Here is a 22,180-nt window from a genome sequence, read left to right as displayed (position 1 = left end):
CGTATGGATGCGCTCCTTGCCGCCGCGCCGGATGGGCTGGCGCGAATCTGGTGGCCGTTTTGCCGAATTCTCGCCGCATTGAGCACGGCGCCCTTCGCCGGCGACAACGCCGTGCCGATGCGGATGCGCACGATGATCGCGCTGTTGCTCGCGACCATTGCGCTGCCCGTGGCCGGCGACGCGGGCGTGCGCGTGTTCTCCGCGCAAGGCGCGCTCCTGTGCGCCGAGCAGATCCTGATCGGCTTCTTGTTCGGGGCGGCGTTTCATTTCGTTCACTCGGTCTTTCTGCTGCTGGGCTATCTGGTCTCGACGCAAATGGGGCTCGCGATGGCGGTAATGAACGATCCGCTGAACGGCGCGACGTCGGATGTCGTGTCCGGTCTGATGCTCGTCGCCAGCATCCTGCTGTTCTTTTCGATCGACGCGCATCTGATCGTCGTGCAGGTGCTGTATGCGAGCTTCCGGGTCTGGCCGGTCGGGCAGCCAATCGACATGGTGTCGCTTCGGCCGATCGTCTTTCAGGTCGGCTGGGTGCTGTCGACAACCACCTTGCTCGCCGCGCCGCTGGTATTCGCGACGATCGTGCTGCAGATCGGCAAGAGCTACCTGTCGCGTGCGACACCAAGCATCAACCTGTTTTCCGTCGGTTTCGCGCTCACGACGCTGTTCGGGATGCTGATGCTCGGCGGCGTGGTGACGGGCCTGCCCGGCGACTACCTGAAGATGACCGCACACGTGCTGGACGTGCTCGAGCGGCATCTGGGAGCCGGCCGTGGCTAGCCAGGATTCGGGAAACAAGACCGAGAGGGCGACCCCTCAGAAGCTGCGCCGCGCGCGCAAGAACGGGCAAGTCGCGCGCTCCCGCGATCTGACGACCGCGATCGGCGTGCTGCTCGCCCTGAAAGCGATGACGATGCTCGCGCCATGGTGGCTCGACGCCTTTCGCGGCCTGTTCTCGCTCGCGTTCGCCGACATGACGGGCGACGACACGCTCGCCAACCGATGGTCGATCGCGATGCCGGCGTCGCTGCTGATGTTTGCAAAGATGGTCGCGCCATTCCTCATCGTGCCGCTGTGCGTCGCGGTCGGCGCGCTGTATCCGGGCGGCTGGCTGTTTGCCGTCGCCAATCTGAAGCCGAAATTCAGCCGGCTCGATCCGGCGACGAATCTCGGCCGGCTCGTGACGGCACGGCATCATGGCGCGTTCGCGCTGTCGGTCCTGAAGGCGTTCGCCATCATCGGCGTGCTGACCTTCATCAGTCATTCGACGATCGGCGAATTCCTGCGGTTGCGGCGGCTGCCGTTGCCCGACGCGCTTGCGCGCGGTCTTGCCCTCACGACCGACGGCGCGTTCGCGCTCGCGCTCGTGATGCTGGTTTTCGCGCTGATCGACGCGCCATTCCAGCGTTTCATGTTCCTGCGGGGCCAGCGGATGACCCGGCAGGAAATCAAGGAAGAGCACAACAACAACGAAGGACGCCCCGAACTGCGATCGCGCATCCGTCGGCTGCAGCGCCAGGCCGCCCAACGCGCGCTCGCCCGTGCGGTGCCCGACGCCGATGTGGTGATCGTCAATCCGACGCACTATGCCGTTGCGTTGAAATACGACGAGCAGCGCGCCGCCGCGCCGTTCGTCGTCGCGAAGGGCGTCGACGAGATGGCGCTCGCGATCCGCCGCATCGCCGGCGAGCACGGCATCGAGGTGCTGCATCTTCCGCCGCTCGCGCGCGCGATCTACCAGACCAGCCAGGTCAACCAGCAGATCCCCGCCGCGCTCTATCAAGCCGTCGCGCAAGTGCTGACCTACGTGCTGCGCCTGAAGGCGTTCCGGCAAGGGCGGGGACACGTTCGCCCGGTCCGGCCGTCGGACGTTCCGATTCCCGATTTTCTCGACGACGCGCAATCATCATGAACCCGCTGAAGAACCTGTTCCACGACTTGCGGCAGTATCAATACGCGACACCGTTAGTGCTGCTTGCGGTGCTCTCGATGGTCATCCTGCCGCTGCCGCCCGTCGTGCTCGACCTGCTGTTTACGTTCAACATCGTGCTCGCGATCGTCGTGATCCTCGTCAGCGTGTCCGTGCAGCGCCCGCTGGAATTCTCGGTGTTCCCGACGATCATTCTCGCGACGACGCTCATGCGGCTCACGCTCAACGTCGCGTCGACGCGCGTCGTGCTGCTCAAACGCCACGACGGCACCCATGCGGCCGGCCAAGTGATCGAAGCGTTCGGCAAGGTCGTGATCGGCGGCAACTTCGTGGTCGGACTGGTTGTCTTCGTGATCCTGATGATCATCAACTTTGTCGTCGTGACGAAGGGCGCGGAACGCATTTCGGAGGTGTCGGCCCGATTCACGCTCGACGCATTGCCCGGCAAGCAGATGGCGATCGACGCGGATCTGAATGCCGGTCTGATCAACCAGGATCAGGCCCAGGCGCGCCGGCGCGACGTCGCGGCCGCGGCCGATTTCTACGGCGCCATGGACGGCGCGTCGAAATTTGTGCGCGGCGACGCCATCGCCGGCATCCTTATCCTGCTGATCAACATGATCGGCGGGATCGCGATCGGCGTGCTGGCGCACGGCCTCGATTTCAGCGCGGCGTTCACGCAATACGGGCTGTTGACGATCGGCGACGGCCTCGTCGCCCAGATCCCTTCCCTGCTGCTGTCCGCGGCCGCCGCGGTGATCGTCACGCGCGTCAGCGATTCCGGCGACTTCGAGGAGCAGGTCGGCCGCCAGATGCTGGCGTCGCCGAACGTGCTGTACAGCGCGGCGGCCGTGATGCTGGTTCTCGCCCTCATCCCGGGGATGCCATGGCTGCCGTTCAGCACGTTCGCGCTGGTGCTCGCGTATGTCGCCTGGCGCGCCGCACGACGTCCGCGGGCGCAACGCGACGACGCCCGGATGGATGCGCTCGAAACCGCGCTCAGGGAATCCGCCGCGCGCGAGCCGGATTGGGACGGCATCAGCTTCGTCGAACCGCTCGGCGTACGGGTCGGCTATCGCCTCGTCGAGATGATCGATCCATCGCACGGCGCGCCGCTGCGCAGGCGCATCGACGGGATGCGGCGCGCGCTGACCGAATCGATGGGATTCCTGATTCCGCCCGTGGCGGTGCGCGACGACCTGTCGCTGCCGCACAGCCACTACGCGGTGCTGTTCCACGGCGTCGAAATCGAACGCGCGGAACTGCATCCGGATTGCCTGATGGCGATTCCATCTCAGACGACCTATGGGTCGCTGGACGGCGTCCCGTCGAGCGACCCGGCATACGGCATGCCGGTCACGTGGATCAAGCCCGACGACAAGGCGCACGCGCTCGGTCTCGGATATCAGGTCGTCGACTGCACGTCGGTCATCGCGACACACGTCGACAAGCTGTTGCGCGACAACCTGAGTGCCCTGTTCACGCACGATGACGTGGGCGCGCTGCTGCAGCGCCTCGGTCGAATCGCGCCGCGCCTGCTCGAGGCGCTGGAGAAAGCGATGCCGCACGACCGCATCCGCCAGGTGATCCACGTGCTGCTCGCCGAGCGGGTGTCGCTTCGGGATGTCGTGACGATCGCGACGACCTTGCTGGAACACGCCGAAACCGCCGGCGACTCGATCCTGCTTGCCGCCGAGGTGCGGTGCGCGCTGCGCCGCGAAATCGTCGCGGGCATCGTGGGACACCGTCGCGACGTGCCGGCGTTCGGTCTCGCGGTCGACATCGAAAGCGCGTTGCTCGCGGCGCTCGCTCAGGCACAGCAAAGCGGCAAGGTGGCACTTGATCATTTCGCGATTGCGCCCGAACTGCTGACGAATCTGCAACGTGCAATGCCGGGCGCACGAGAGCGAATGCGGTCGCTCGGTCATGCGCCGATCCTGATCGGCCCGCCGCTGCTGCGCCCGCTGCTCGCGCGCTATGCACGCGTGTTCGCGCCCGGTTTGCACGTGTTGTCCTACAACGAGATTCCGGAACAACGGCAGATCGAAGTCATCGGCACGCTCGAATGAACGGCAGCGCCGAACGCGCTGCTTCGGTCCGCCGGAATCGCGCCCGGGCGGCTACGATCGTCCCCTTCCGGGTACGTGCGCCGTCACGTCTCGCCAGAACGCGTCCCGACGCGACTGCAACTGCGTCGAAATGGATCGGGGCAGGCAGTCTGGCCCGGTATTCGGCTGCGCCACTGCACTGACGTACATCAGTTCCCTGACGGCAGGAGGCGTGTAGCGGGTATCGACACTGAAGCCGAAAATGATGCATCCCAGATCGCTGTCGTAGAACCCGCTTCGGGTCCACATGTTCAAGGTAGTCAGCATGCGGCCCGGCACCGACACGATGTATCGCGTGCCACCGAGATCCGTCCGGTTCCACAAGGTCTGCATGCTGCCATCATCGAACTCCAGACCCAGCTCCAGCGGCGTATCGCCACTCCTGAGATGAGCCGCCACGATGTTGTATCGCTTGCCGTCGGCAGGCGGCGGAAACCTGAAGGTTTGCTTTTCCACGCCGTCCAGGTCGTCCGCAATGATCCCGTAGCGGTCGGTCCGGCCTTCGCCACGCCACATCTCGGGGCCTTTTCCGGTCGGATAGCTGACGTCGACCACGCGCGGCGTTGCGTTGAAATATTCGACATGAATGCTCGCGATCGACGACAGAGGCCGGCTATACGGAACATCGACGCCAATGCCCGACATCTGCGCGCAAGACACGTCCCAGTCGTCGGCCGTGCCGTAGGCCGCACTGTAGACGTCCTTGAACGGGATGTCGGTCACCTTGCCGGCATGCTGCGTCGGGTCGAGACAGGTGAGCAGCGTCCGGAAATCGTCGATCAGCAGCGTCCGCTTCGTATAGAAAGGCCGGTAGTAGGCGTAGATGTCCGTGTTGTGCATCCCCGGGGAGCTTGGCGCATGCCTGTCGAGCCGCGCCTTCCCATCGGCCATCACCTTGTCGAGATATTTTCCATATCGGCTCGCCGTATCGCCCGCCTGTTTGACGATGCCCGCGTAGTAATCGCTGCGCCAGCCCCATCCCTTGCCGTTGAGTACCGCGTCGCGCAGCAGCGTCATGTGCAGATTCGTGAACATCGCGCACAACGGCGCAAGCACCCATGCGAATTTTTCGTTCTGGAACTGAGGGGCGGCGCCGACAAACTCGGTATTCGTCGCGATGAATTGCATGCGTATCGCTTCGTTGTCTCCCAGTTTGACCGCTGACAAGTATTGCTTCAACACGTCGCCGAGCCCGTCGAGTTTCGCTTTCAGCAGGCTGTACACGGTGTCGTCGATTTTCTCGTCGATCATGCGCTCGACGCGCTCGCGTATCTGCGCCCAGATGTCGGGCTTGTCCGAAGGCCACAGCAGGCTGACGAGGCCCGACACGAGCCAGCCGACTTCGGGAATTTGTCCGAGCCCGGTGGTCAATACCGTCTTGAACATGGTGACGGGATCGTAGTCGGGATCGTGCAGGTTCGGGCGAGAGGCCGGCAGCATCGGTGCGGCATGCACCGGCGGCACCACAAGCGTCCATCCCGCGAGCGAGATCGTCTTGAGTAACGTACGTCGAGTGATCATGATTCCATTTTCGTCCTGGAAGTGACGGGATTTGGGTCCGATCGAACTCGATTGCGGGAATCACTGCGGCGTCGCCATGGGCTCCGTGGCGTTCGACGTCCGCGCGATGCTCCGTGGCATCGCGCGGCCCCGACGATCTCGAGCGGCGGTCACCGAGACCGTGCCCGCACCGACGACATGCGCAACCGGGTTGACGGCTGCCCCCATGATTCGCAGCGTCGTGGTGGTCGTCACGCTCGATCGATGCCCGACAAGCGTGCGGAGGATGCCGACACTTTGCGAATGGAAACGTATTCCATGGCCATTCATGGTAATTCGGCTTCCAGGGAAATCGATTCCAAAATGCGCCGGAAATTCGAACGAGCGTGGAATATTTTTATTCATTTCGCAATACGTATGGAAATACGTTCCCATTACGCATCGTTCGCCGAATGTCCGAAGGGCGCAGGACGTCGTTCATCGACGCGGCCGGACGAAGGCCGCGTCCGACCCGTCAATCCGTTGCGGCGCGCGGCGCCGTGCCGTCCGGCTCCGCGGTGCCATCCTTGATCTGCTCCACGCCGACGCCTTCGCCACGGAACTGGCGCCGCCACGCATCCTCCGCCCGCATCGTCAAGAGAAACAGCTCGACGCGCCGGTTCCGGCCGTGCTCGGGGTTGTCCTGCACGGCCGGAATGCTGTCGCCCATCCCCAGCACCTGGAACAACCGCGCGTCGTCGATGCCGCCATCGAGCAGCAGTTGCCGCGCCCGCAACGCGCGCCGGCTCGACAGGCTCCAGTTGTTGCTGAACGCGGACGCGTCCGCGAACCGCGTCGCATCGGTATGGCCGACGATCACCATCTTGTTCGTGACCGAATCGAGCACCGGCACCAGCGCCGCCAACAGCTTGACGAACGACGCGCTCAGCCTGTCGCTGCGACGCTCGAACATGCCGTTGTTGTCCGAGTCGTGAATCGCGATGCGCACGCCCTGGTCGTTGATCGTCACGCCGACATCCGTCTCCATCCCCTGCTTCCGCGCTTCATGCAGGATGCGCATCGCGAGCGCCCGGCGCGCTTCCAGCGAATCGATCGTGCGTCCCTGCACGGACGATTTCGACCGCGGCGCCGGACGCGTCGATCGAATGTCCACCATCGGCGCGACGATCGGCCTGCGCGCATCCTGCTCGAAAATGCCGACCCCGCCTTCGAACAAGGGCTTGCCGCCGATCGCAACCGCCACCTGCTTGCGCTCCTCCTCCGGCGTCACGTTCATCACCCACAACACCATGAAGAGCGCCATCAGCGCGAGGGTGAAATCCGCGAACGCCACCTTCCATGCGCCCCCCGAATGCGCTTCGTGGCGCCGGTGCGCACGTTTGATAATCGTCGTGCCGTGGCCGGCATCCTTGTGATTGCTCATGCTGTGCGCTCCGCTATCGCCCGGTCTCGGCAATCCATGTCTCGAGCCGCGCGAAGCTCGGCTTCACGTCGAGCTGAATCACCTTGCGGCCCGCATCGACCGCAAGCAGCGTCGGTTTGGCGGCCACTTGCGCGCAGAGCACGACCTTCACGCATTCGAATGCCGACATGGCGCTTTTCACGCGGTGTCCCATCGCGCTCGAAAGCGGTTCAAGAACGCCATAGCACATCAGGATGCCGAAGAATGTGCCGACCATCGCCGCGGCAACCTGTATGCCGATCGCGGACACGTCGCCGCTGATGTTCGCCATCGTCGTCACGATCCCGAGCACGGCGGCGAGAATGCCGAATCCGGGCATCGCCTCCGCGACCTTCGACAACGACCGCGACGGCTGCATCAGTTCGTCCTCGATCGCCTGCAACTCCTGATCCAGCATGCCTTCGAGCTCGTGCTGCGTGATGCGCCCCATCGCCATCAGACGAAAGTTGTCGACGACGAATGCAATCAGGTGCGGCTGCGCGAGAATCATCGGATATTTGCGAAACATGTCGCTTTCCCTGGGCTCCTCGACGTGCTGGTCGAGCGCCTTGAGCCCACCGTCCCGAACGGTTTCGAGCAGTTCGTAAAGCATCAGCAGCAGTTCGCGCTGGAACTCGATGCCATTGCCCTTTCGGGCGATCACGTGCCTGATCTGGACGATCATTTCGAACAGCACGCTGCGTGGATTGCCCATGACGAGCGCGCCGGCGGCCGCGCCGACGATGATCAGGATTTCGGTCGGCTGCCAGATGCTGCTCAGCGCGCCGCCGTGCAGCACGAAGCCGCCGAACACGCCGCCCAGGACCAGCAGTATCCCAATTGCCAATTGCATAGAGTGTTTCCCGTCTTTCAGGAGAATGCGCCGCGATACAAGGCGGGGCGGCCGGCGTCATGACACGACCCGACGCCGGCCGCCGCGCCGCCGGAAGGCGACGCGACGCTCCTCGGGTTACTGCAGGAGCGACAGAACCAGCTGGCTCATCTGCGCCGACTGCTTCAGCATCGAGCCGCCGGCTTGCTGCAGGATGTTCAGCTTGGTCATGTTCGCGGTCTCGGCCGCGTAGTCCACGTCACGGATACGGCCTTCCGCGTCCTGCGTGTTGTTGGTCATGTTCGACAGGTTGGCCCCGATGTGGGTCAAGCGGTTCTGGCCCGCACCGATCTCGCCGCGAATGTTGCCGACTGCATCGAGCGCGGTCGTCAGCTGATCGAGCAGTGCGTTGGCGCCCTTGACGGTCGAGATGTCGGTGGCGGCGCTCGATGCACCGCTTGCGCCGCTGGCACCGCTGGCGCCGCCCGTGCCCTTGTACACCTGCGACGCGGCCTTGAGCGCCGTATCGACTGCCTTGAGCGCATTCGACACGTCGAACTTCATCACCTCGCCGGACGTGTTGCCGATCTGGAAATTGTTCACTTCCGTCAGCTTGCCGGCGGCGGCGCCGGACGCGCCCGACGTCGCCATCAGCTTTTCGCCGCCGTACGACGTGTTGCTCATGATGTTCACGAGCTCGGTCCCCAGCGCGTCGAACTCCTTCTGCAGGGCGTCCCGATCCGCTTGCGCGTAACCGGAATCCGCTGCCTGCGTCGTGAGGTCCTTCATCCGGTGCAGGATGCTCTCGATCTCGCCGAAAGCGCCTTCGGCGGTTTGCAGCATCGACTTTGCGTTTTCGGTGTTCTGGGACGCAACCGTCATGCCGCGGCTTTGCGACAGCAGGCGAGTCGCGATCTGCAGCCCGGCGGCGTCGTCCGCCGCGGAGTTGATGCGGTAACCCGTGCCAAGACGCGTCATCGACGTCGTGAGGCTCTGTTGCGTGTTGCCGAGCGCGCCCTGGATGCGCATCGATGCGAGGTTGGTGTGCAGACTGATCATTCGGATTCCTTTATCAAGTGACTTTCAGGGATCGGGGCGCCTTGCGACGCCCTCGCCATCTATAGGCGTCAGTTCCACGTCAAACCTTAAACAGTGCGAATCGATATTTTTATCCGGAAGCGGGATGCGGCCTGTTGCCTTAATCGTCTTCGCCGCCAATCAACGAGAAGCCCACCACCAACGGGTCCGCGTGATCGTCCCGCGCGAGGCTCGCCTTGCCGCCGCGATGCCAGGCGGCGAACAGGCGAGACACGACGCGCTCGTCGAGCGCGATGTCGCTGGCAGCCAGCAACGCGCAGTAGTTCCGCAGGCAGAAGTAGTCGAGACACACATCGAGGAACGCCTGCGGATAAGCGCTGCGCTCGACTGCCGGAAAGACTTCGTCGTAGCACCGATAGAGGAAATAGTTCGGCCACACGTGATCGTGCTTCTCGAAAAACGCATCGACCGCGCTTGACTGCTCGAGGCCGCGCAACGCGTCGGACAGAAATCCGTCCGACAGAACCTGCAGCTCGGCACGCTTCAGATTGAGCGTGCGCTCCGCATGTGCGCCGACATCGAGATGTATCGACGCCTTGACGAGACGGCGCAGATACGCGCGCCGGTACAGGTCCGGGACCCGCACCCGGCGGAACTGCGCGTGCAGCACGTCTTGCGCAGCGAAGTCGATCAGTTCCCCGGCCACGTCGATCGGCAGCGCCAAGTCGTCGTCGTTCACGTCGGGTCGGGCGAGGCGGCTCAACAGCACGCCGATCGCATGCATGCGCTCCCGCATCGTCAGCCCGGGCGCGATGAGGAGGTAAATGCACGCCTGGTTGACGCTGCTCCGCCAGACGCTGAGCGCATCGGCTTTCCCGGCCTCGGACATGCGTTCATGCAGCTCGAACGCATCGCGCGCAAACAGCGCTTCGTGCGCGACGCTGTCGCATTGCAGCACCGCGCTGTGACGGACGTGGTTGGTCCACGCGCGCGCGACGCAAGGCGTCGCGTCTCGACAGTACGCGCACTGGCACGCATCGATGCGGGCGTGCCCGCGCACGAGGAATTGAGGAATGTAGCTGGCGATCTCGTTCATGGTGTGTGGGTTCGTTGACTCGTCGGAACGGGTCGGTCCGGCGCGCCGCCGTGGTACGCGTCCGTCATTTTCCGGAAGAATCCGGCGGTCAGATCAGGGCCGTCATCGCGTTGCGACAGATACGCGAAACTCGGATACAGCCCGAGCCATCGCGCATTCGCCATCAGCGGCAGCCATGCGTGGTCGATGCGCGCGCCGGATGCGCCGTCGTCGCCCGGCTCGGTGAGCATGTGTTCGAGATGCGTCGCGAACACGTCGTAATACGGCCGGTTGACCGCGTACGCGACCGCTTCTTTCGCGAGATTGATCTTCTGCGCGCCCGGCAGCGCGTGAAGCGGCACGCCGCTCGCGACGTCTGCGCCGAGCAGCGCGACCTCCCAGTCGATACTGGCCAGTGCGCCCAGGAAGCGGTTCGCGTTGGCCACCGCCTTCTCCTGACGGACGAATTCGATCCGGTCGTCGAGCAGCAGATAGTTGCGCCAGCCTTGTTCGCGCGCGCGCTTCGCGATCGCAAGGTGGCCGGCCGTATCGCGGCCGTCCGGCGTCGCCGCGCGGTGCTCGACCAGTTGCGCGGCATCGACGCCCAGCTCCAGCAGCGTCGACCGGAACGCCGCGCGCCGGCGGGCATCGTCGCCGGCGTGAATCACCACGCGCTCGAAGCGGTGCCATTCAACGCGCGCATTGACCGGTGCATGGCTGAGACGGCGGTAGTGCGCGAGCAGGCCCGGGTCCGTGACGAAATCCTCGATCGTCAGCGTGGAGCGCGTGCAGCTTGCGAGGATGAAGTCCTTGTCGAACGTGTTCTCACTGTGGGAAATGCACAAGAGCGCGCGTTTCGGATCGATCTGCAGAACCGGCTCCGTGAAGCCGCCAAGAAAGCTCCGTTCTTCGGCAAGCGCCGCCGCGTCATCGTATCGGTGATACCTGAGATAGTTTCGGTGATACGCGAACGAACCGTTCAGCGCATGCTGCGGGCCGAACGCGAAGGTCTGGTAGATGCGATCGATATGGCTGTACCAGATGTAAATCCGGTCGCAGCCGGAAAATGTCGCCTGCGCGCCGCGCATCGCACGAATGGTGTGCGAGATCTTGTCCGGCGGATAGTAGTCGTCGTCATCCATGCAGACGATATAGTCGCCTTGTGCGAGCTGATTCAGCCGGTTCCGTTTTCGACCGATCGTCATGCGCTCCGCACTGTGGTAATAGCGGACACGCGCGCCTGCCGGATCAGCCGCGGCCAACTGCTCGATCAGGTCCGCGCTGCTGCATGGCGAATCGTCGAGGATCACCAGTTCGCGGCGTTCCGCCGGATAATCCTGGTACTGAAACATATAGACGAGAAACGGTAGAAACGCGCGGCGCTGCCAAGTCGGACAGACGACACTCACGAACGGCGGCGGACCATGCAAGGCTGGCGCCGCCAGCAATTTCGATGTCAGCGACGGAACGCGCGCCATGCGTCCCGCAACGGTTTTTCGACTCACGATCTCCCCCTCGAGCAATTCAATAAGGTCGGCATCTGGCGGCAGCCGCGCGGACTGCGATCAGACAACGGGTCGACTGCGTTCGCATCGATGCCGCGGCGTCGCGGAGCACGTGCGCGATGGCATGCCGGCTCCGACGCCCCCCCGCCATCTGGCGACGCGGTCGCGGAAATTCTTAAATCCGTATACGGCGAGGCGCGCCAACGCTTTCGATGATTGTTCGGTGGGCATGCGTATGCCCAAAAGAGGAAGCCGACTTACGGCCGGTGCGTTGCAATCGGCGGGGGATGAGATGAGGCGCGTGGCCGACCAAGCCATACCTCGATATCGTCACACGACCCGATCGATCCCGACGATCATGTGACCAGACGCATCAGACAAAGAGGATGCGCGGATTGTTGCATAAACTACGGTGGAAAAATCCGGCATGACGTTGTCGTCAAGACCAGGAGGTCATGCCATGAAGAAGAGGAAGTTCTCCGAGGAACAGATTGCCTATGCGTTGAAGCAGGCGGAGCCGGTCTCATGCCCGCCTTGCGGACACGTGCGGGACAGCCCCTACATCTTCCCCGCCAGATGAAACCGCGATGCCGGATGCCACAATCTGACCGACGTGGCGACGTGCTCGCCGACCCACGTGCGGCGCCTCAACACAAGACACGGCTCGCCGATTTCCATCACGAGATGCCGACGCACCTGCGCGTTGGGTTTCTCCGCATAGATCCGGAACTCCGCGTGCTGGATCGGCGCCAGTCGCACCATGTAGTGGTTCGGCGTCTCGAGCGTGAAATCCTGCTCCAGATAGGCGGGAAACAAGGCCGGATTGACGTAGCGATCCTCGAACTGGATCGGCTCGTCTTCCTCGAAATGCACGATGCGTGAATGAAACACGGGCCCGGACCGCAGCCCGAGGGCCTCGATCGCGTCCGGGTCGACGCTGCGCTCGATCAGCAGCACGCGCGCGCTGTGCCGATGACCGCGTTCGGCAATCTCGTCCGCGATGTTGCGGATTTCCAGCACCGTCGATTCGTAATGCCGGCGCTCGACGAACGTGCCGGCACCCTGGATGCGGGTCAGCACGCGTTCGGCCGTCAGTTCCCGCAGCGCGCGCGACACAGTCATCCGGGCCACGCCGAATTCCTTGACCAGTTCGGCCTCGGTCGGGATCGCGCCGCCGGGTTTCCAGTCGCCCTTCGCGATCCGCTCGACGACGTAGCGCTTGATCTGTTGATAGGCCGGCAAGGCGCGCGCCGGCACGGCATCGCCCAATGCCCTCGCCGGTCGTGCGGAAGGTTGTCGTTCCGTTTCGTTCATGCGCCCTCGACCGAATGAATGATGGATGATCCGCCAGTCGCCGCCCGACGCTACCGCAGCGACGGCGGTTCGCCCGCGACGATGCCGGCCGCGATCGCGATGTCGTCCGCCAGCGGCCGGTCGTCGTGGTAGGCCGGCACGCGTTCGCGCACGTATCGCCACAGCGCATCGGTCGACGGGGCGGGCGCCGCTCCGTTCGCCTGCAGGTCGTATGCCTGCGCGGCGGCAAGCAGCTCGATCGCGAGCACGCGCGTCGCATTCTCGATGATGTCGAGCGCCTTCAGCGCGGCCGGCGTCGCATGGCACAGGTGGTCTTCCTGCAGCCCGGACGTAATGCCGCCGTCGAGGCTCGCGGGCGCCGCGAGTCGCTGGTTCTGCGCGACCAGCGCGACCGCCGTGTACTGCGCGATCATGAACCCCGAACACGTGCCGCCCGGCGCCGCGAGAAACGCAGGCAACCCGCTCACGAGCGGATTGACGAGACGGTCCAGCCGTCGCTCGGCGATTGCCGCCACCTGCGCCATCGCGGCCGCAAGGCTGTCCATCGCCAGCGCGATGCCCGCGCCGACGGCATGCGCCTGCGAATGAACGGCCGGCGCGTCGCGCGTACCGGCAACGATCGGATTGTCGGTGACGGACGCGAGCTCGCGATCGACGACGTCCGCCGTCACCGCGAACACGTCGCGGGCCGCGCCATGCACGTGCGGAATCGTGCGCAGGCTGAGCGGATCCTGCGTATGCAGGCCGCTCGCCGCCGCAAGCATCGCGCTGTCGGCCAGCATCGTCCGCAAGCGCGCGCCGACGTGCCCGATGCCGGGCGAAATCCGCAGCGAGAGAGAGGCCGGATCGAATGCGGCGAGCTGTCCGCCGAGATTCTCGAAGCTCGTCGCCGCGATCCAGTCGGCCCAGTCGAGCAGCCGTTCCGCGCGGGCGAGCGCGAGCGCGGCGAGCCCCGTCACGCACGGCGTGCCGTTGACCAGGCTCAGCCCCTCCTTCGCGCCGAGCACGAGCGGTTTGCGGCCGACACGCCGCAGCGCCTCGTCGCCACGAATGCGCTCGCCGCGATGGCGTGCATGGCCGTGCCCGATGCAGACGAGCGCGACGTGCGCCATGTGGGTCAGATACCCGACCGAGCCGTGCGCCGGCACCTCCGGCAAGCAATCGTGCTCGAGCAGCGCGACGAGCTGTTCGACGACATCGGCATGCACGCCCGAATGCCCGTGCGCGAAGTTGTTGATCGCGGCCGCGATGATCGCGCGCGTTTCGGCCGCGCCGAGCGGCATGCCGACGCCGACCGCATGGCTCATCAGGATGTTGCGCGACAGCGTGCTCTGCTGCGCCGGCGACACGATCACGTCGCACAGCGCGCCCACGCCGGTGTTGACGCCGTATGCGCGAATCCCGCGCGCGACGATCTCGTCGACGAGTTCGCGCGCGGCGACGACACGCGCGCGCGCGTCGTCGGTCAGCGCAAGCGGCTCGCCTGCCGCCACTGCCGCAACCTGTCGCCAGTCGAGCGGCCGTGCCGCACGGAATACGGTCATGGCAGCCTCAGTTCGATGTGCGGTCGTGGTGGCTCGACACGAACTGCCGGAAGCGTTCGGAGCACTGACCGCCGAACAGGTCGTCGGGCGCGCCGTCCGAGTCGACTTCGCCCTGATGCAGGAACATCACGCGATTCGATACGTGCCGTGCGAAGCCCATTTCATGGGTGACGACCAGCATGGTGCGCCCCTCCTCCGCGAGCGAACGCATCACGCGCAGCACTTCACCGACCAGCTCCGGATCGAGCGCGGACGTCGGTTCGTCGAACAGCATCACCTTCGGATGCATCGCGAGCGCGCGGGCGATCGCGACGCGCTGCTGCTGACCGCCCGACAGGTGCGCCGGATAGTAGCCGCGCTTGTCGGCGAGGCCGACGCGCGCCAGCAGCGCCTCGGCCTCCTCGACCGCTTCCGCGCGGCTGCGCTTCTGCACGCGCAGCGGCCCCTCGACGAGGTTGTCGAGCACCGTCATGTGCGACCACAGGTTGAAGTTCTGAAAGACCATGCCGAGTTGGGAGCGGATCCGGTCGACCTGGCGCCGGTCGCTCGGATGCAGCTTGCCGTCGCGCGCGCGCTTCATCGCGAGCGTTTCCCCCGCGAGCGCGACGGAGCCGTCGTCAGGTGTCTCGAGCAGGTTCAGGCAGCGCAGGAACGTGCTCTTGCCCGACCCGCTCGCGCCGAGGATCGAGATGACGTCACCCTCGTGCGCGTCGAGCGAAATGCCTTTCAGCACATGATGATCGCCGAACGACTTGTGGATGTTCTTGACCGACAGCGCAACGGGAGCAGCGGTGTTCATCGGATTCTCCTGGAAAGGATGGGGACGCTCAGGATGCGACGCGCCGGGGATTGCGCGTCGCCGCGACGGACGCGCCGGACGGCTTGGGCGCGCGCAGGTGCCCGGAGAGCCGCCATTCGAGCGCGCCGAGCAGGCGCACGACGATGAAGTTCAGGGCCAGATAGATGACGGCGGCGCAGACGAAGACCTCGGTCGTCCGATAGGTCTGCTGAATGATCTGCTGCGCGACGCCCGTCACTTCCCACACCGTGACGAGGCTGGCCAGCGCGGTCGACTTGACGAGCAGCACGGCTTCGGTCGAGTACGCGGGCAGGCACTGACGTAGCGCGATCGGGCCGATCACGCGCCGCAGCAGCGCGAAGCCCGACAGCCCGATCGAATAACCGGCCTCGATCTGCCCGACCGGCACGGCCATCAGACCGCCGCGCAGGATTTCGGCCGTGTAGCCTGCCGTACACAGCGCGAGCGACAGCACCGCGCACACGTACGGCTCGCGCAGCAGCGGCCACATGAAGCTTTCGCGGATCACGCCGAACTGGCCGAGCCCGTAATACACGAGGAACATCTGGATCAGCAGCGGCGAGCCGCGAAACACGAGGATGTAGCCGCGCGCGAAGCGGTTCGGCAGCCAGTGCGGCGACACGCGCATCGTGACGATCACGAGCGACAACAGGCCGCCGAGCACGAGCGACGCGAAGAACAGGCCAAGCGTGGTCGGCACGGCCGCGAGCAGCTGGCGCAGCGTATCGAAGAGAAAGTCGAAATCGATGGACATGCACGGTCTCCGTCAGTTGCGCGCGAAATTGCGGCGGAACGACCGGCCGACGATCGCTTCCGCCCGGTTGAACACGCGGTTCGACAAGCCCGTCATCAGCAGATACAGCGCACCGCCCGCAACGAAGAACACGAAGTACTGGTGAGTCGAATTGGCGGCGATCTGGCTCGTGCGCAGCAGCTCGGCGAGGCCGGTGACGGAGATCAGCGCCGAATCCTTGAGGCTCAGTTGCCACACGTTGCCGATGCCGGGCAGCGCGAAGCGCAGCACCTGCGGAATCAGGATGCGGCGCAGCACCATGCTGCCCGGCATGCCGATCGCGCGCGCCGCCTCGAGCTCGCCCTTCGACACAGCCAGCACCGCCGCGCGATACACCTCGGCCTGATAGGCGCCCGAGATCATCCCGACCGCGAGCGCGCCGATCACGAACGGCGGCACGCCGATGAAGCCTTCCGCGCCGAACCACTGGCCGACGGCCGTGACGAGCGTCGAGCCGCCGAAGTAGAACAGATAGATGACGAGCAGTTCCGGCACGCCGCGAAACACCGTCGTGTACAGGTCGCCGAGCAGGCGGGCGCTGCGGTGGCGCGACAGCTTCGCCGCCGCGATCGCCGCGCCGATCACGGCGCCCACCGCGAGCGCGGCGAGCGTCAGCGCGACCGTCATCAGCGCCGCGAGCAGCAGCACACCGCCCCAGCCTTCGGTTCCGAAGCCGAGCATTTCAAGAATCGCCATGCGTGCCTCCCGGCAAGCGTTGAGTGAATCTGCGGGACGCGTGCCGCCGCGCGTCGTACGAATCGCTTACGCGGCGGCCGCCGAATGCACGCTTACGGCGTGACGTCGGTCTTGAACCACTTGTCGGCCAGCTTCTTCACCGTGCCGTCCGCGAGCGCCGCGCCGATCGCCGTGTCGAACTTCGTCTTCAGATCGGCATCCTGCTTGCGGAACGCGAGGCCTTCGCCCGGCCCCCAGATCGGCCCGCCGAGCTTCGGCCCCGCGAGCACGATCGACGCGTTGTCCTTCTTCGTGTTGTTCGCCGCGTAATACGTGACGTCGTCGAACGACGCATCGATGCGCCCGGCGACGAGGTCGAGATCGCGCTCGGGCGAGGTCTTGTACACGCGAATCGACGCGATGTCCTTGAAGCTGTCGTTGATGAACTTCGTATAGACGGTGCCCGACTGGATACCGATCGTCTTGCCCTTCAGCTGCTTGCGCAGCGCGTCGACGGTGGGCTTGTCGGCGTTCGCGTCACCCGTCAGCTTGACCATCGGCGCGCCGGGCGCGGCCTTCGGCAGGATCTTGGTATCGGTGACGGCGAACGTCGCGGGCGTCGCCGCATACGGACGCGAGAACAGCAGGATCTTTTCGCGCTCCGGCGTGATCGAAATCGCATCCATCAGGATGTCGAACTTGCCGGCCTGCAAGCCGGGAATCATCCCGTCCCAGTCCTGCGCGACCATGTTGCACTGCACCTTGATCCGCTCGCACACGTTGGCGAGCAGCTCCGGTTCGAAACCGCCCAGCTTGCCGCCCGGCAGCGTGAGGTTCCACGGTGCGTAGCCGCCTTCGAGCGCGACCGTCACCGTCTTCCATTCCTTTGCCTGCACCGGTGCGGCGAGCGTTGCCGCTGCTGCCGCGATGACGCCGATCGTCCTGATTGCCCACTTGATGCGCTTGCCGTTCACGAGAGTTCTCCTTGCGTTGAAGTGCGTCATCCCTTCGGTGCAGCAAGCCGCCTCAGGAATTTGTCTATACAAGCATGCAAGAAGAAAAACAGCGAGACAAGCAGCGATCAAAAAAAACCGTGAAAACGCGGGAAATCCCCTAATTTAGGGGCTCCGACGTGCCTCGTTGCGGGGAATTCAGGCACGCAGTTGGTGCATGCCGGACGATCCAATCGGCAGGATGACTAGACAAATCCTGAATTCGATCGCACGGCACAGGCAGAGGGAACCCCGGCTGCAGCGGGCAAACACGCGGCTAGGTGATCACGCCAACCTGCCAGGGCACGAATTCGTTCTGGCCGTAGCCGTGCAATTCGCTTTTCGAGCGATTGCCAGACGCGCAGTCGAGCATGTGCTGGAAGATCGTGGCGCCAAGCTGGTCGACACTCGACGTGCCGTCGATCACGCCGCCGCAATTGATGTCGATGTCGTCTTCCTGACGCATCCACAGCGCGGTATTCGTCGCAAGTTTCAACGATGGCGCCGGCGCACAGCCGTACGCCGAACCCCGCCCCGTCGTGAAGCAGATCAGGTTCGCGCCCGACGCGACCTGCCCCGTCGCCGACATCGGATCGTAGCCGGGCGAATCCATGAATACGAGGCCGCGCGCATCGATACGCTGCGCGTATTCGTATACGTCGACGAGATTCGTGGTCCCGGCTTTCGCGATCGCGCCGAGCGATTTCTCGAGGATCGTCGTGAGCCCGCCCGCCTTGTTGCCGGCCGACGGATTGTTGTCCAGCGCAGCGCCGTGACGTGCGCAATAGGCTTCCCACCACGCGATGCGCGCGAGCAGCTTTTCGCCGACGTCGCGGCTGACGGCACGCCGGGTGAGCAGATGCTCGGCGCCGTAGATTTCGGGCGTCTCGGAAAGGATCGCCGTGCCGCCCTGCCGCACCAGCCGATCGACGGCCGCCCCCAGCGCGGGATTCGCCGAGATGCCCGAGTAGCCGTCCGAGCCGCCGCACTGCAGCCCCACCACGAGATGCGCCGCGGGCATCGCGACCCGCACCGCGCGGTTGGCGTCCGCGAGCATGTCCGTGACCATCGCGATGCCGCGCTCGATCGTCCTGCGCGTGCCGCCGCTCTCCTGGATCGTGAAGTGGCGCAGGCGTGCGGCATCCGCATGCCCGCCTTCACGCAGCACGTCGCCGATCTGGTTGGTCTCGCAACCGAGGCCGATGAACAGCACCGAGTGGAAATTCGGATGCGCGGCGTAGCCCGCCAGCGTGCGCCGAAGGATCGCGATTCCGTCTCCCCGCGAATCGATCCCGCAGCCGAGCCCGTGCGTGAGCGCGATCACGCCGTCGATGTCCGGATAGTCGGCCAGCGCATGCGGGTTCACCTCTCGCCGGAAATGATCGGCGATCGCACGCGCCACCGTGGCGGAGCAATTGACACTCGTCAGTATGCCGACGTAATTGCGCGTCGCGATCCGTCCGTCGTCGCGGCAGATGCCCATGAAGGTCGCCGGCGTGTCGTCGAGACGCGTCGGACTCGCGGCGGCGCCGAACGCGTGCTCGCGCGCGAACTCGGCCATGCCGAGGTTGTGCACGTGCACATGCTGACCGCGCGCGATCGTCTCGCGCGCGACGCCGATGATCTGGTTGTAGCGCCTGACCGGCTCGCCCTTCGCGATGTCGCGCACGGCGACCTTGTGACCCGGCGGAATCAGCCCGGACACGGCGAGCGCCTCGGACGCGATCAGGTCGCCGGACACGAGCTGGCGCGTCGCGATCACGACGTCGTCGTTCGGATGCAGCCGGATCGCGACCGGCCCGGTGACGGGAAAGGACATGACAGTGATCCTGGATTCAAGATGGGTGGTTCGGCGCCGGCAGGCCGCCTTGCGGCGCGCCGCCGGCGAATGCTTCATCGATGCGAGCCGGCCCGCGCGCCGCCCGGCGCGCTTTCCGCGCCCGCCTGGCCCATGCCGCGCAGCGAGCGCAGCAGCAGCACGCTGACGAAACACAACGCGGCGACCACCACGAAGCCGGTGCGCGAATCGTGCGACGCCGCATCCGCGAACGCCTTGATCTGCGGCGACACGAAGCCGCCGAGATTGCCGATCGACACGATGAACGCAATCCCGCTCGCGGCGCCCGTCCCGCCGAGATAACGCGTCGGCAGGCACCAGAACACCGGCTGGCACGCAACCAGCCCCGGGATCGCGATGCAGAAGGCGAGCAGCGCCAGCACCGGCGTGTTGATCACGGATATCGATGCGAACGCGAGAATCCCGACCGTCAGCATGCCGGTCGCGACCTGCAGATGGTTGTCGTGGCGATCCGCGAAGCGCGTCGCGACGATCATCGCCGCAATCGTGCACAGCCACGGAATCATCAGCAGCAATCCGATCTTTCCATCGATCTGGGTGCCCATCGTCGCGGCGAATTTCGACGGCAGGTAGAACGCGAGCGGCGCATTGCCGATCTGGATGCAGAAGTACGCGGCAATGAAGGTCAGCACGCGACGGTCCTTCAGCACGCCGAACACCGTCGCGGACAGGTGCCGCGATTTCGCGCGCTCTTCCGCGTCGAGCGTGTCGCACAATGCGCGCTTCTCGTCGTCGGTCAGCCAGCGCGCGTCTTTCGGCCGGCTCGTCAGGTAGAAGAACGCGATCACGCCGACCACGGTCGCCATCAGCCCCTCGACCAGATACATCCATTGCCAGTTCCGCAGGCCGAACATGTCATGCATCTGCAGCAGGAAGCCCGACAGCGGATTGCCGATCAGCATCGCGATGGGCACGCCGAAGTAGAACAATCCGAGCGCGCGGGCGCGCCCCTTCGCGGGAAACCAGTAGGTCAGATACAGGATGATGCCGGGAAAGAACCCGGCCTCCGCCGCGCCGAGCAGGAAGCGGATCGTATAGAACTGCGTCGGCGTATGCGCGAACATCATCGACGCCGAGACGAGCCCCCACGTCACCATGATCCGGCTCATCCACACGCGCGCGCCGATGCGATTCATGATCAGGTTGCTCGGCACTTCGAACAATGCGTAACCGACGAAGAAAATGCCGGCGCCGAATGCGAATGCCGCATCGCTCAGGCCCGTGTCGGCCTGATAGGCGAGCTTCGCGAAGCCGACGTTCGCGCGATCGATGAAGGCCAGCGCGTACATCAGCGTGAGGAACGGCAGGAGCCGGATGGCGGCCTTCCTGACCGCCGTGGCAAGGTGCTGCGATTGCTGCGGATCGTGATTCATCGTTGTCTCCGGTTTGGTTCTTGTCGTGATGCGTGTTCGATTACGCTCGCCATTCGGGCCCGTCCGGGTACGCGAATGCATCGAGCGACGCCGGCTTCATCGTGACGCCGTAACCCGGCGCCTCCTGTGGCATGTAGCGCCCGCGGCGAATCACGATCGGCGCTTCGAAATGTTCGTGAAGATGGTCGACGTATTCGAGCACGCGCCGCTCCAGCGAGCCCGACACCGCGATGTAGTCGAACATCACGATGTTCTGCGAGTACTGGCACAGGCCGACACCGCCGCCGTGCGGGCACACAGGCACACCGAACTTCGCGGCCATCAGCACGACGGCGAGCACTTCGTTGAGCCCGCCGAGCCGCGCGGGATCGAGCTGGCAGAAATCGAGCGCGCCGGCCTGGAAGAACTGCTTGAACATCACGCGGTTGTGCGCATGCTCGCCGGTCGCGACACCGATCGGCCCGATCCGCTGCCGGATCGCCGCATGACCGAGAATATCGTCCGGGCTGGTGGGCTCCTCGATCCACCACGGATCGAACCGCGCGAGCACCCGCATGTTCGCGACCGCCTCGTCGACACCCCAGTTCTGGTTCGCGTCCATCATCAGCTTGCGCTCCCAGCCGAGTTCTTCGCGCAGGATGCGTGCACGCCGCACGTCCTGTTCGAGATCCGCGCCGACCTTCTGCTTCAGGTGGGTCCATCCGTCCGCCACCGCGGCGCGTGCGAGCGCGCGCATCTTGTCCTCGGAATAACCGAGCCAGCCGGCCGCGGTCGTGTATCCGGGAAAGCCGTGCTCGCGCATCTCCCGCTCGCGCTGCGCCTTGCCCGGTGCGGCCCGGCGCAGCATCGCGACGGCTTCGTCGCGCGTCAGCACGTCGTCGATGTACGTGAAGTCGATGCAGTTCACGAGTTGCTCGGGCGGCATGTCGACCAGGAATTTCCAGACCGGCTTGCGCGCCGTCTTCGCCCAGAGATCCCAGATCGCGTTGATCAGCGCCGCCGTTGCGAGATGCACCACGCCCTTCTCCGGGCCGACCCAGCGCAACTGGCAATCGCCCGCGACCATCTCGTGCCAGTACGCGCCGAAATCGGCCGTGATCTCGTCGAGCGACCGGCCGATCACGAACAGCTTCGCGAGCGCGTGCGCCGCCTCGACGCACAGCTCGTTGCCGCGGCCGATCGTAAACGTCAGCCCGTGCCCGCGAAGACCGTCGCCGGCATCGGTGACGAGCGTCACGTAGGTTGCCGAATAGTCGGAGTTGCCGTTCATTGCATCCGAGCCGTCCATGCTCCTGGACGTCGGAAAGCGAATGTCACGTACCTGCACATCGATAATGCGTGTCGTCATCGTTGCGTGTCTCCATTCCATTTCATTCGATTTC

General features: G+C 65.1%; 19 protein-coding genes. 3 read left to right on the top strand and 16 right to left on the bottom strand.

Annotation, left to right across the window (positions count from 1 at the left end; translation table 11 throughout):
• Window positions 1-3 precede the first annotated feature (3 nt).
• The 3 genes from WS49_RS06975 to WS49_RS06965 are packed head-to-tail and all read left to right on the top strand — an operon-like array spanning window position 4 to window position 3,999.
• Window positions 4-780 carry a flagellar biosynthetic protein FliR gene (locus WS49_RS06975; protein ID WP_059525812.1) on the top strand — a complete coding sequence of 259 codons (777 nt, stop codon included), beginning with the start codon at window positions 4-6 and terminating at the stop codon, window positions 778-780.
• Window positions 773-1,912, top strand: a complete 1,140-nt coding sequence (flhB, locus tag WS49_RS06970; protein WP_059525810.1) for a flagellar type III secretion system protein FlhB — start codon at window positions 773-775, stop codon at window positions 1,910-1,912. Before WS49_RS06975 ends, flhB begins: the two co-directional genes overlap by 8 nt.
• The gene (locus WS49_RS06965) at window positions 1,909-3,999 is read left to right on the top strand and encodes a flagellar biosynthesis protein FlhA (RefSeq protein ID WP_059525808.1); all 2,091 of its coding nucleotides are present in this window, start codon (window positions 1,909-1,911) and stop codon (window positions 3,997-3,999) included. Before flhB ends, WS49_RS06965 begins: the two co-directional genes overlap by 4 nt.
• Window positions 4,000-4,050: 51 nt before the next feature.
• On the opposite strand, the gene WS49_RS06960 is transcribed toward WS49_RS06965, so the two are convergent.
• From WS49_RS06960 to WS49_RS06890, 16 genes are all read right to left on the bottom strand, one after another.
• On the bottom strand, window positions 4,051-5,559 hold the full coding sequence (locus WS49_RS06960; protein WP_059525806.1) for an insecticidal delta-endotoxin Cry8Ea1 family protein: 1,509 nt from the start codon (window positions 5,557-5,559) through the stop codon (window positions 4,051-4,053).
• Between the two features lie 60 nt (window positions 5,560-5,619).
• Window positions 5,620-5,973, bottom strand: a complete 354-nt coding sequence (locus WS49_RS34860) for a hypothetical protein (protein WP_156441351.1) — start codon at window positions 5,971-5,973, stop codon at window positions 5,620-5,622.
• Window positions 5,974-6,052: 79 nt separating this feature from the next.
• Complete coding sequence (locus WS49_RS06955; RefSeq protein WP_059525804.1) at window positions 6,053-6,961, bottom strand: flagellar motor protein MotB; 909 nt, start codon at window positions 6,959-6,961, stop codon at window positions 6,053-6,055.
• 13 nt (window positions 6,962-6,974) lie between these two features.
• Window positions 6,975-7,832 carry a flagellar motor stator protein MotA gene (motA, locus tag WS49_RS06950; protein WP_059525802.1) on the bottom strand — a complete coding sequence of 286 codons (858 nt, stop codon included), beginning with the start codon at window positions 7,830-7,832 and terminating at the stop codon, window positions 6,975-6,977.
• A 117-nt stretch (window positions 7,833-7,949) separates the two neighbouring features.
• The gene (locus tag WS49_RS06945) at window positions 7,950-8,870 is read right to left on the bottom strand and encodes a flagellin N-terminal helical domain-containing protein (protein ID WP_059525800.1); all 921 of its coding nucleotides are present in this window, start codon (window positions 8,868-8,870) and stop codon (window positions 7,950-7,952) included.
• A 139-nt stretch (window positions 8,871-9,009) separates the two neighbouring features.
• Window positions 9,010-9,945, bottom strand: a complete 936-nt coding sequence (locus WS49_RS06940; RefSeq protein ID WP_059525798.1) for a hypothetical protein — start codon at window positions 9,943-9,945, stop codon at window positions 9,010-9,012.
• Window positions 9,942-11,333 carry a glycosyltransferase family 2 protein gene (locus tag WS49_RS06935; RefSeq protein WP_257127654.1) on the bottom strand — a complete coding sequence of 464 codons (1,392 nt, stop codon included), beginning with the start codon at window positions 11,331-11,333 and terminating at the stop codon, window positions 9,942-9,944. The genes WS49_RS06940 and WS49_RS06935 overlap by 4 nt, the downstream gene beginning before the upstream one ends.
• 654 nt (window positions 11,334-11,987) lie before the next feature.
• Window positions 11,988-12,743 (bottom strand): histidine utilization repressor, encoded by a 756-nt coding sequence (gene hutC / locus WS49_RS06930; RefSeq protein WP_059525795.1) that lies wholly within the window; start codon window positions 12,741-12,743, stop codon window positions 11,988-11,990.
• Between the two features lie 50 nt (window positions 12,744-12,793).
• Window positions 12,794-14,287: an HAL/PAL/TAL family ammonia-lyase gene (locus tag WS49_RS06925; protein WP_059525793.1), complete on the bottom strand. Its 1,494-nt coding sequence runs from the start codon at window positions 14,285-14,287 to the stop codon at window positions 12,794-12,796.
• A gap of 7 nt (window positions 14,288-14,294) precedes the next feature.
• Entirely contained in the window at window positions 14,295-15,086 is a 792-nt protein-coding gene (locus WS49_RS06920; protein WP_059525791.1) for an ABC transporter ATP-binding protein, read from the bottom strand.
• Between the two features lie 28 nt (window positions 15,087-15,114).
• Window positions 15,115-15,861 (bottom strand): ABC transporter permease, encoded by a 747-nt coding sequence (locus tag WS49_RS06915; RefSeq protein ID WP_059525789.1) that lies wholly within the window; start codon window positions 15,859-15,861, stop codon window positions 15,115-15,117.
• Window positions 15,862-15,873: 12 nt separating this feature from the next.
• The gene (locus WS49_RS06910; protein WP_059525787.1) at window positions 15,874-16,596 is read right to left on the bottom strand and encodes an ABC transporter permease; all 723 of its coding nucleotides are present in this window, start codon (window positions 16,594-16,596) and stop codon (window positions 15,874-15,876) included.
• Window positions 16,597-16,688: 92 nt separating this feature from the next.
• Window positions 16,689-17,549 carry a transporter substrate-binding domain-containing protein gene (locus tag WS49_RS06905; protein ID WP_059525785.1) on the bottom strand — a complete coding sequence of 287 codons (861 nt, stop codon included), beginning with the start codon at window positions 17,547-17,549 and terminating at the stop codon, window positions 16,689-16,691.
• 295 nt (window positions 17,550-17,844) lie between these two features.
• Window positions 17,845-19,386 carry a UxaA family hydrolase gene (locus WS49_RS06900; protein WP_059525783.1) on the bottom strand — a complete coding sequence of 514 codons (1,542 nt, stop codon included), beginning with the start codon at window positions 19,384-19,386 and terminating at the stop codon, window positions 17,845-17,847.
• Between the two features lie 74 nt (window positions 19,387-19,460).
• Window positions 19,461-20,798 carry an MFS transporter gene (locus WS49_RS06895; RefSeq protein WP_059525781.1) on the bottom strand — a complete coding sequence of 446 codons (1,338 nt, stop codon included), beginning with the start codon at window positions 20,796-20,798 and terminating at the stop codon, window positions 19,461-19,463.
• Window positions 20,799-20,838: 40 nt separating this feature from the next.
• Window positions 20,839-22,146, bottom strand: a complete 1,308-nt coding sequence (locus WS49_RS06890; RefSeq protein WP_059525779.1) for an enolase C-terminal domain-like protein — start codon at window positions 22,144-22,146, stop codon at window positions 20,839-20,841.
• Window positions 22,147-22,180 lie beyond the last annotated feature (34 nt).

It is taken from the genome of Burkholderia sp. RF7-non_BP4 (genome assembly GCF_001521935.1).
GTDB classification, from domain to species: Bacteria; Pseudomonadota; Gammaproteobacteria; order Burkholderiales; family Burkholderiaceae; genus Burkholderia; species Burkholderia diffusa.
The sequence above is the reverse complement of the archived record's forward strand: the minus strand, read 5'-3'. Positions and strand labels throughout refer to the sequence as shown.

Coding starts and splice junctions, on each gene's coding strand:
- WS49_RS06975 (WP_059525812.1), top strand. CDS start 4: ATGGATGCGCTCCTTGCCGCCGCGCCGGATGGGCTGGCGCGAATCTGG.
- WS49_RS06965 (WP_059525808.1), top strand. CDS start 1,909: ATGAACCCGCTGAAGAACCTGTTCCACGACTTGCGGCAGTATCAATAC.
- WS49_RS06960 (WP_059525806.1), bottom strand. CDS start 5,559: ATGATCACTCGACGTACGTTACTCAAGACGATCTCGCTCGCGGGATGG.
- WS49_RS34860 (WP_156441351.1), bottom strand. CDS start 5,973: ATGGGAACGTATTTCCATACGTATTGCGAAATGAATAAAAATATTCCA.
- WS49_RS06955 (WP_059525804.1), bottom strand. CDS start 6,961: ATGAGCAATCACAAGGATGCCGGCCACGGCACGACGATTATCAAACGT.
- motA (WP_059525802.1), bottom strand. CDS start 7,832: ATGCAATTGGCAATTGGGATACTGCTGGTCCTGGGCGGCGTGTTCGGC.
- WS49_RS06945 (WP_059525800.1), bottom strand. CDS start 8,870: ATGATCAGTCTGCACACCAACCTCGCATCGATGCGCATCCAGGGCGCG.
- WS49_RS06940 (WP_059525798.1), bottom strand. CDS start 9,945: ATGAACGAGATCGCCAGCTACATTCCTCAATTCCTCGTGCGCGGGCAC.
- hutC (WP_059525795.1), bottom strand. CDS start 12,743: ATGAACGAAACGGAACGACAACCTTCCGCACGACCGGCGAGGGCATTG.
- WS49_RS06925 (WP_059525793.1), bottom strand. CDS start 14,287: ATGACCGTATTCCGTGCGGCACGGCCGCTCGACTGGCGACAGGTTGCG.
- WS49_RS06920 (WP_059525791.1), bottom strand. CDS start 15,086: ATGAACACCGCTGCTCCCGTTGCGCTGTCGGTCAAGAACATCCACAAG.
- WS49_RS06915 (WP_059525789.1), bottom strand. CDS start 15,861: ATGTCCATCGATTTCGACTTTCTCTTCGATACGCTGCGCCAGCTGCTC.
- WS49_RS06910 (WP_059525787.1), bottom strand. CDS start 16,596: ATGGCGATTCTTGAAATGCTCGGCTTCGGAACCGAAGGCTGGGGCGGT.
- WS49_RS06900 (WP_059525783.1), bottom strand. CDS start 19,386: ATGTCCTTTCCCGTCACCGGGCCGGTCGCGATCCGGCTGCATCCGAAC.
- WS49_RS06895 (WP_059525781.1), bottom strand. CDS start 20,798: ATGAATCACGATCCGCAGCAATCGCAGCACCTTGCCACGGCGGTCAGG.
- WS49_RS06890 (WP_059525779.1), bottom strand. CDS start 22,146: ATGACGACACGCATTATCGATGTGCAGGTACGTGACATTCGCTTTCCG.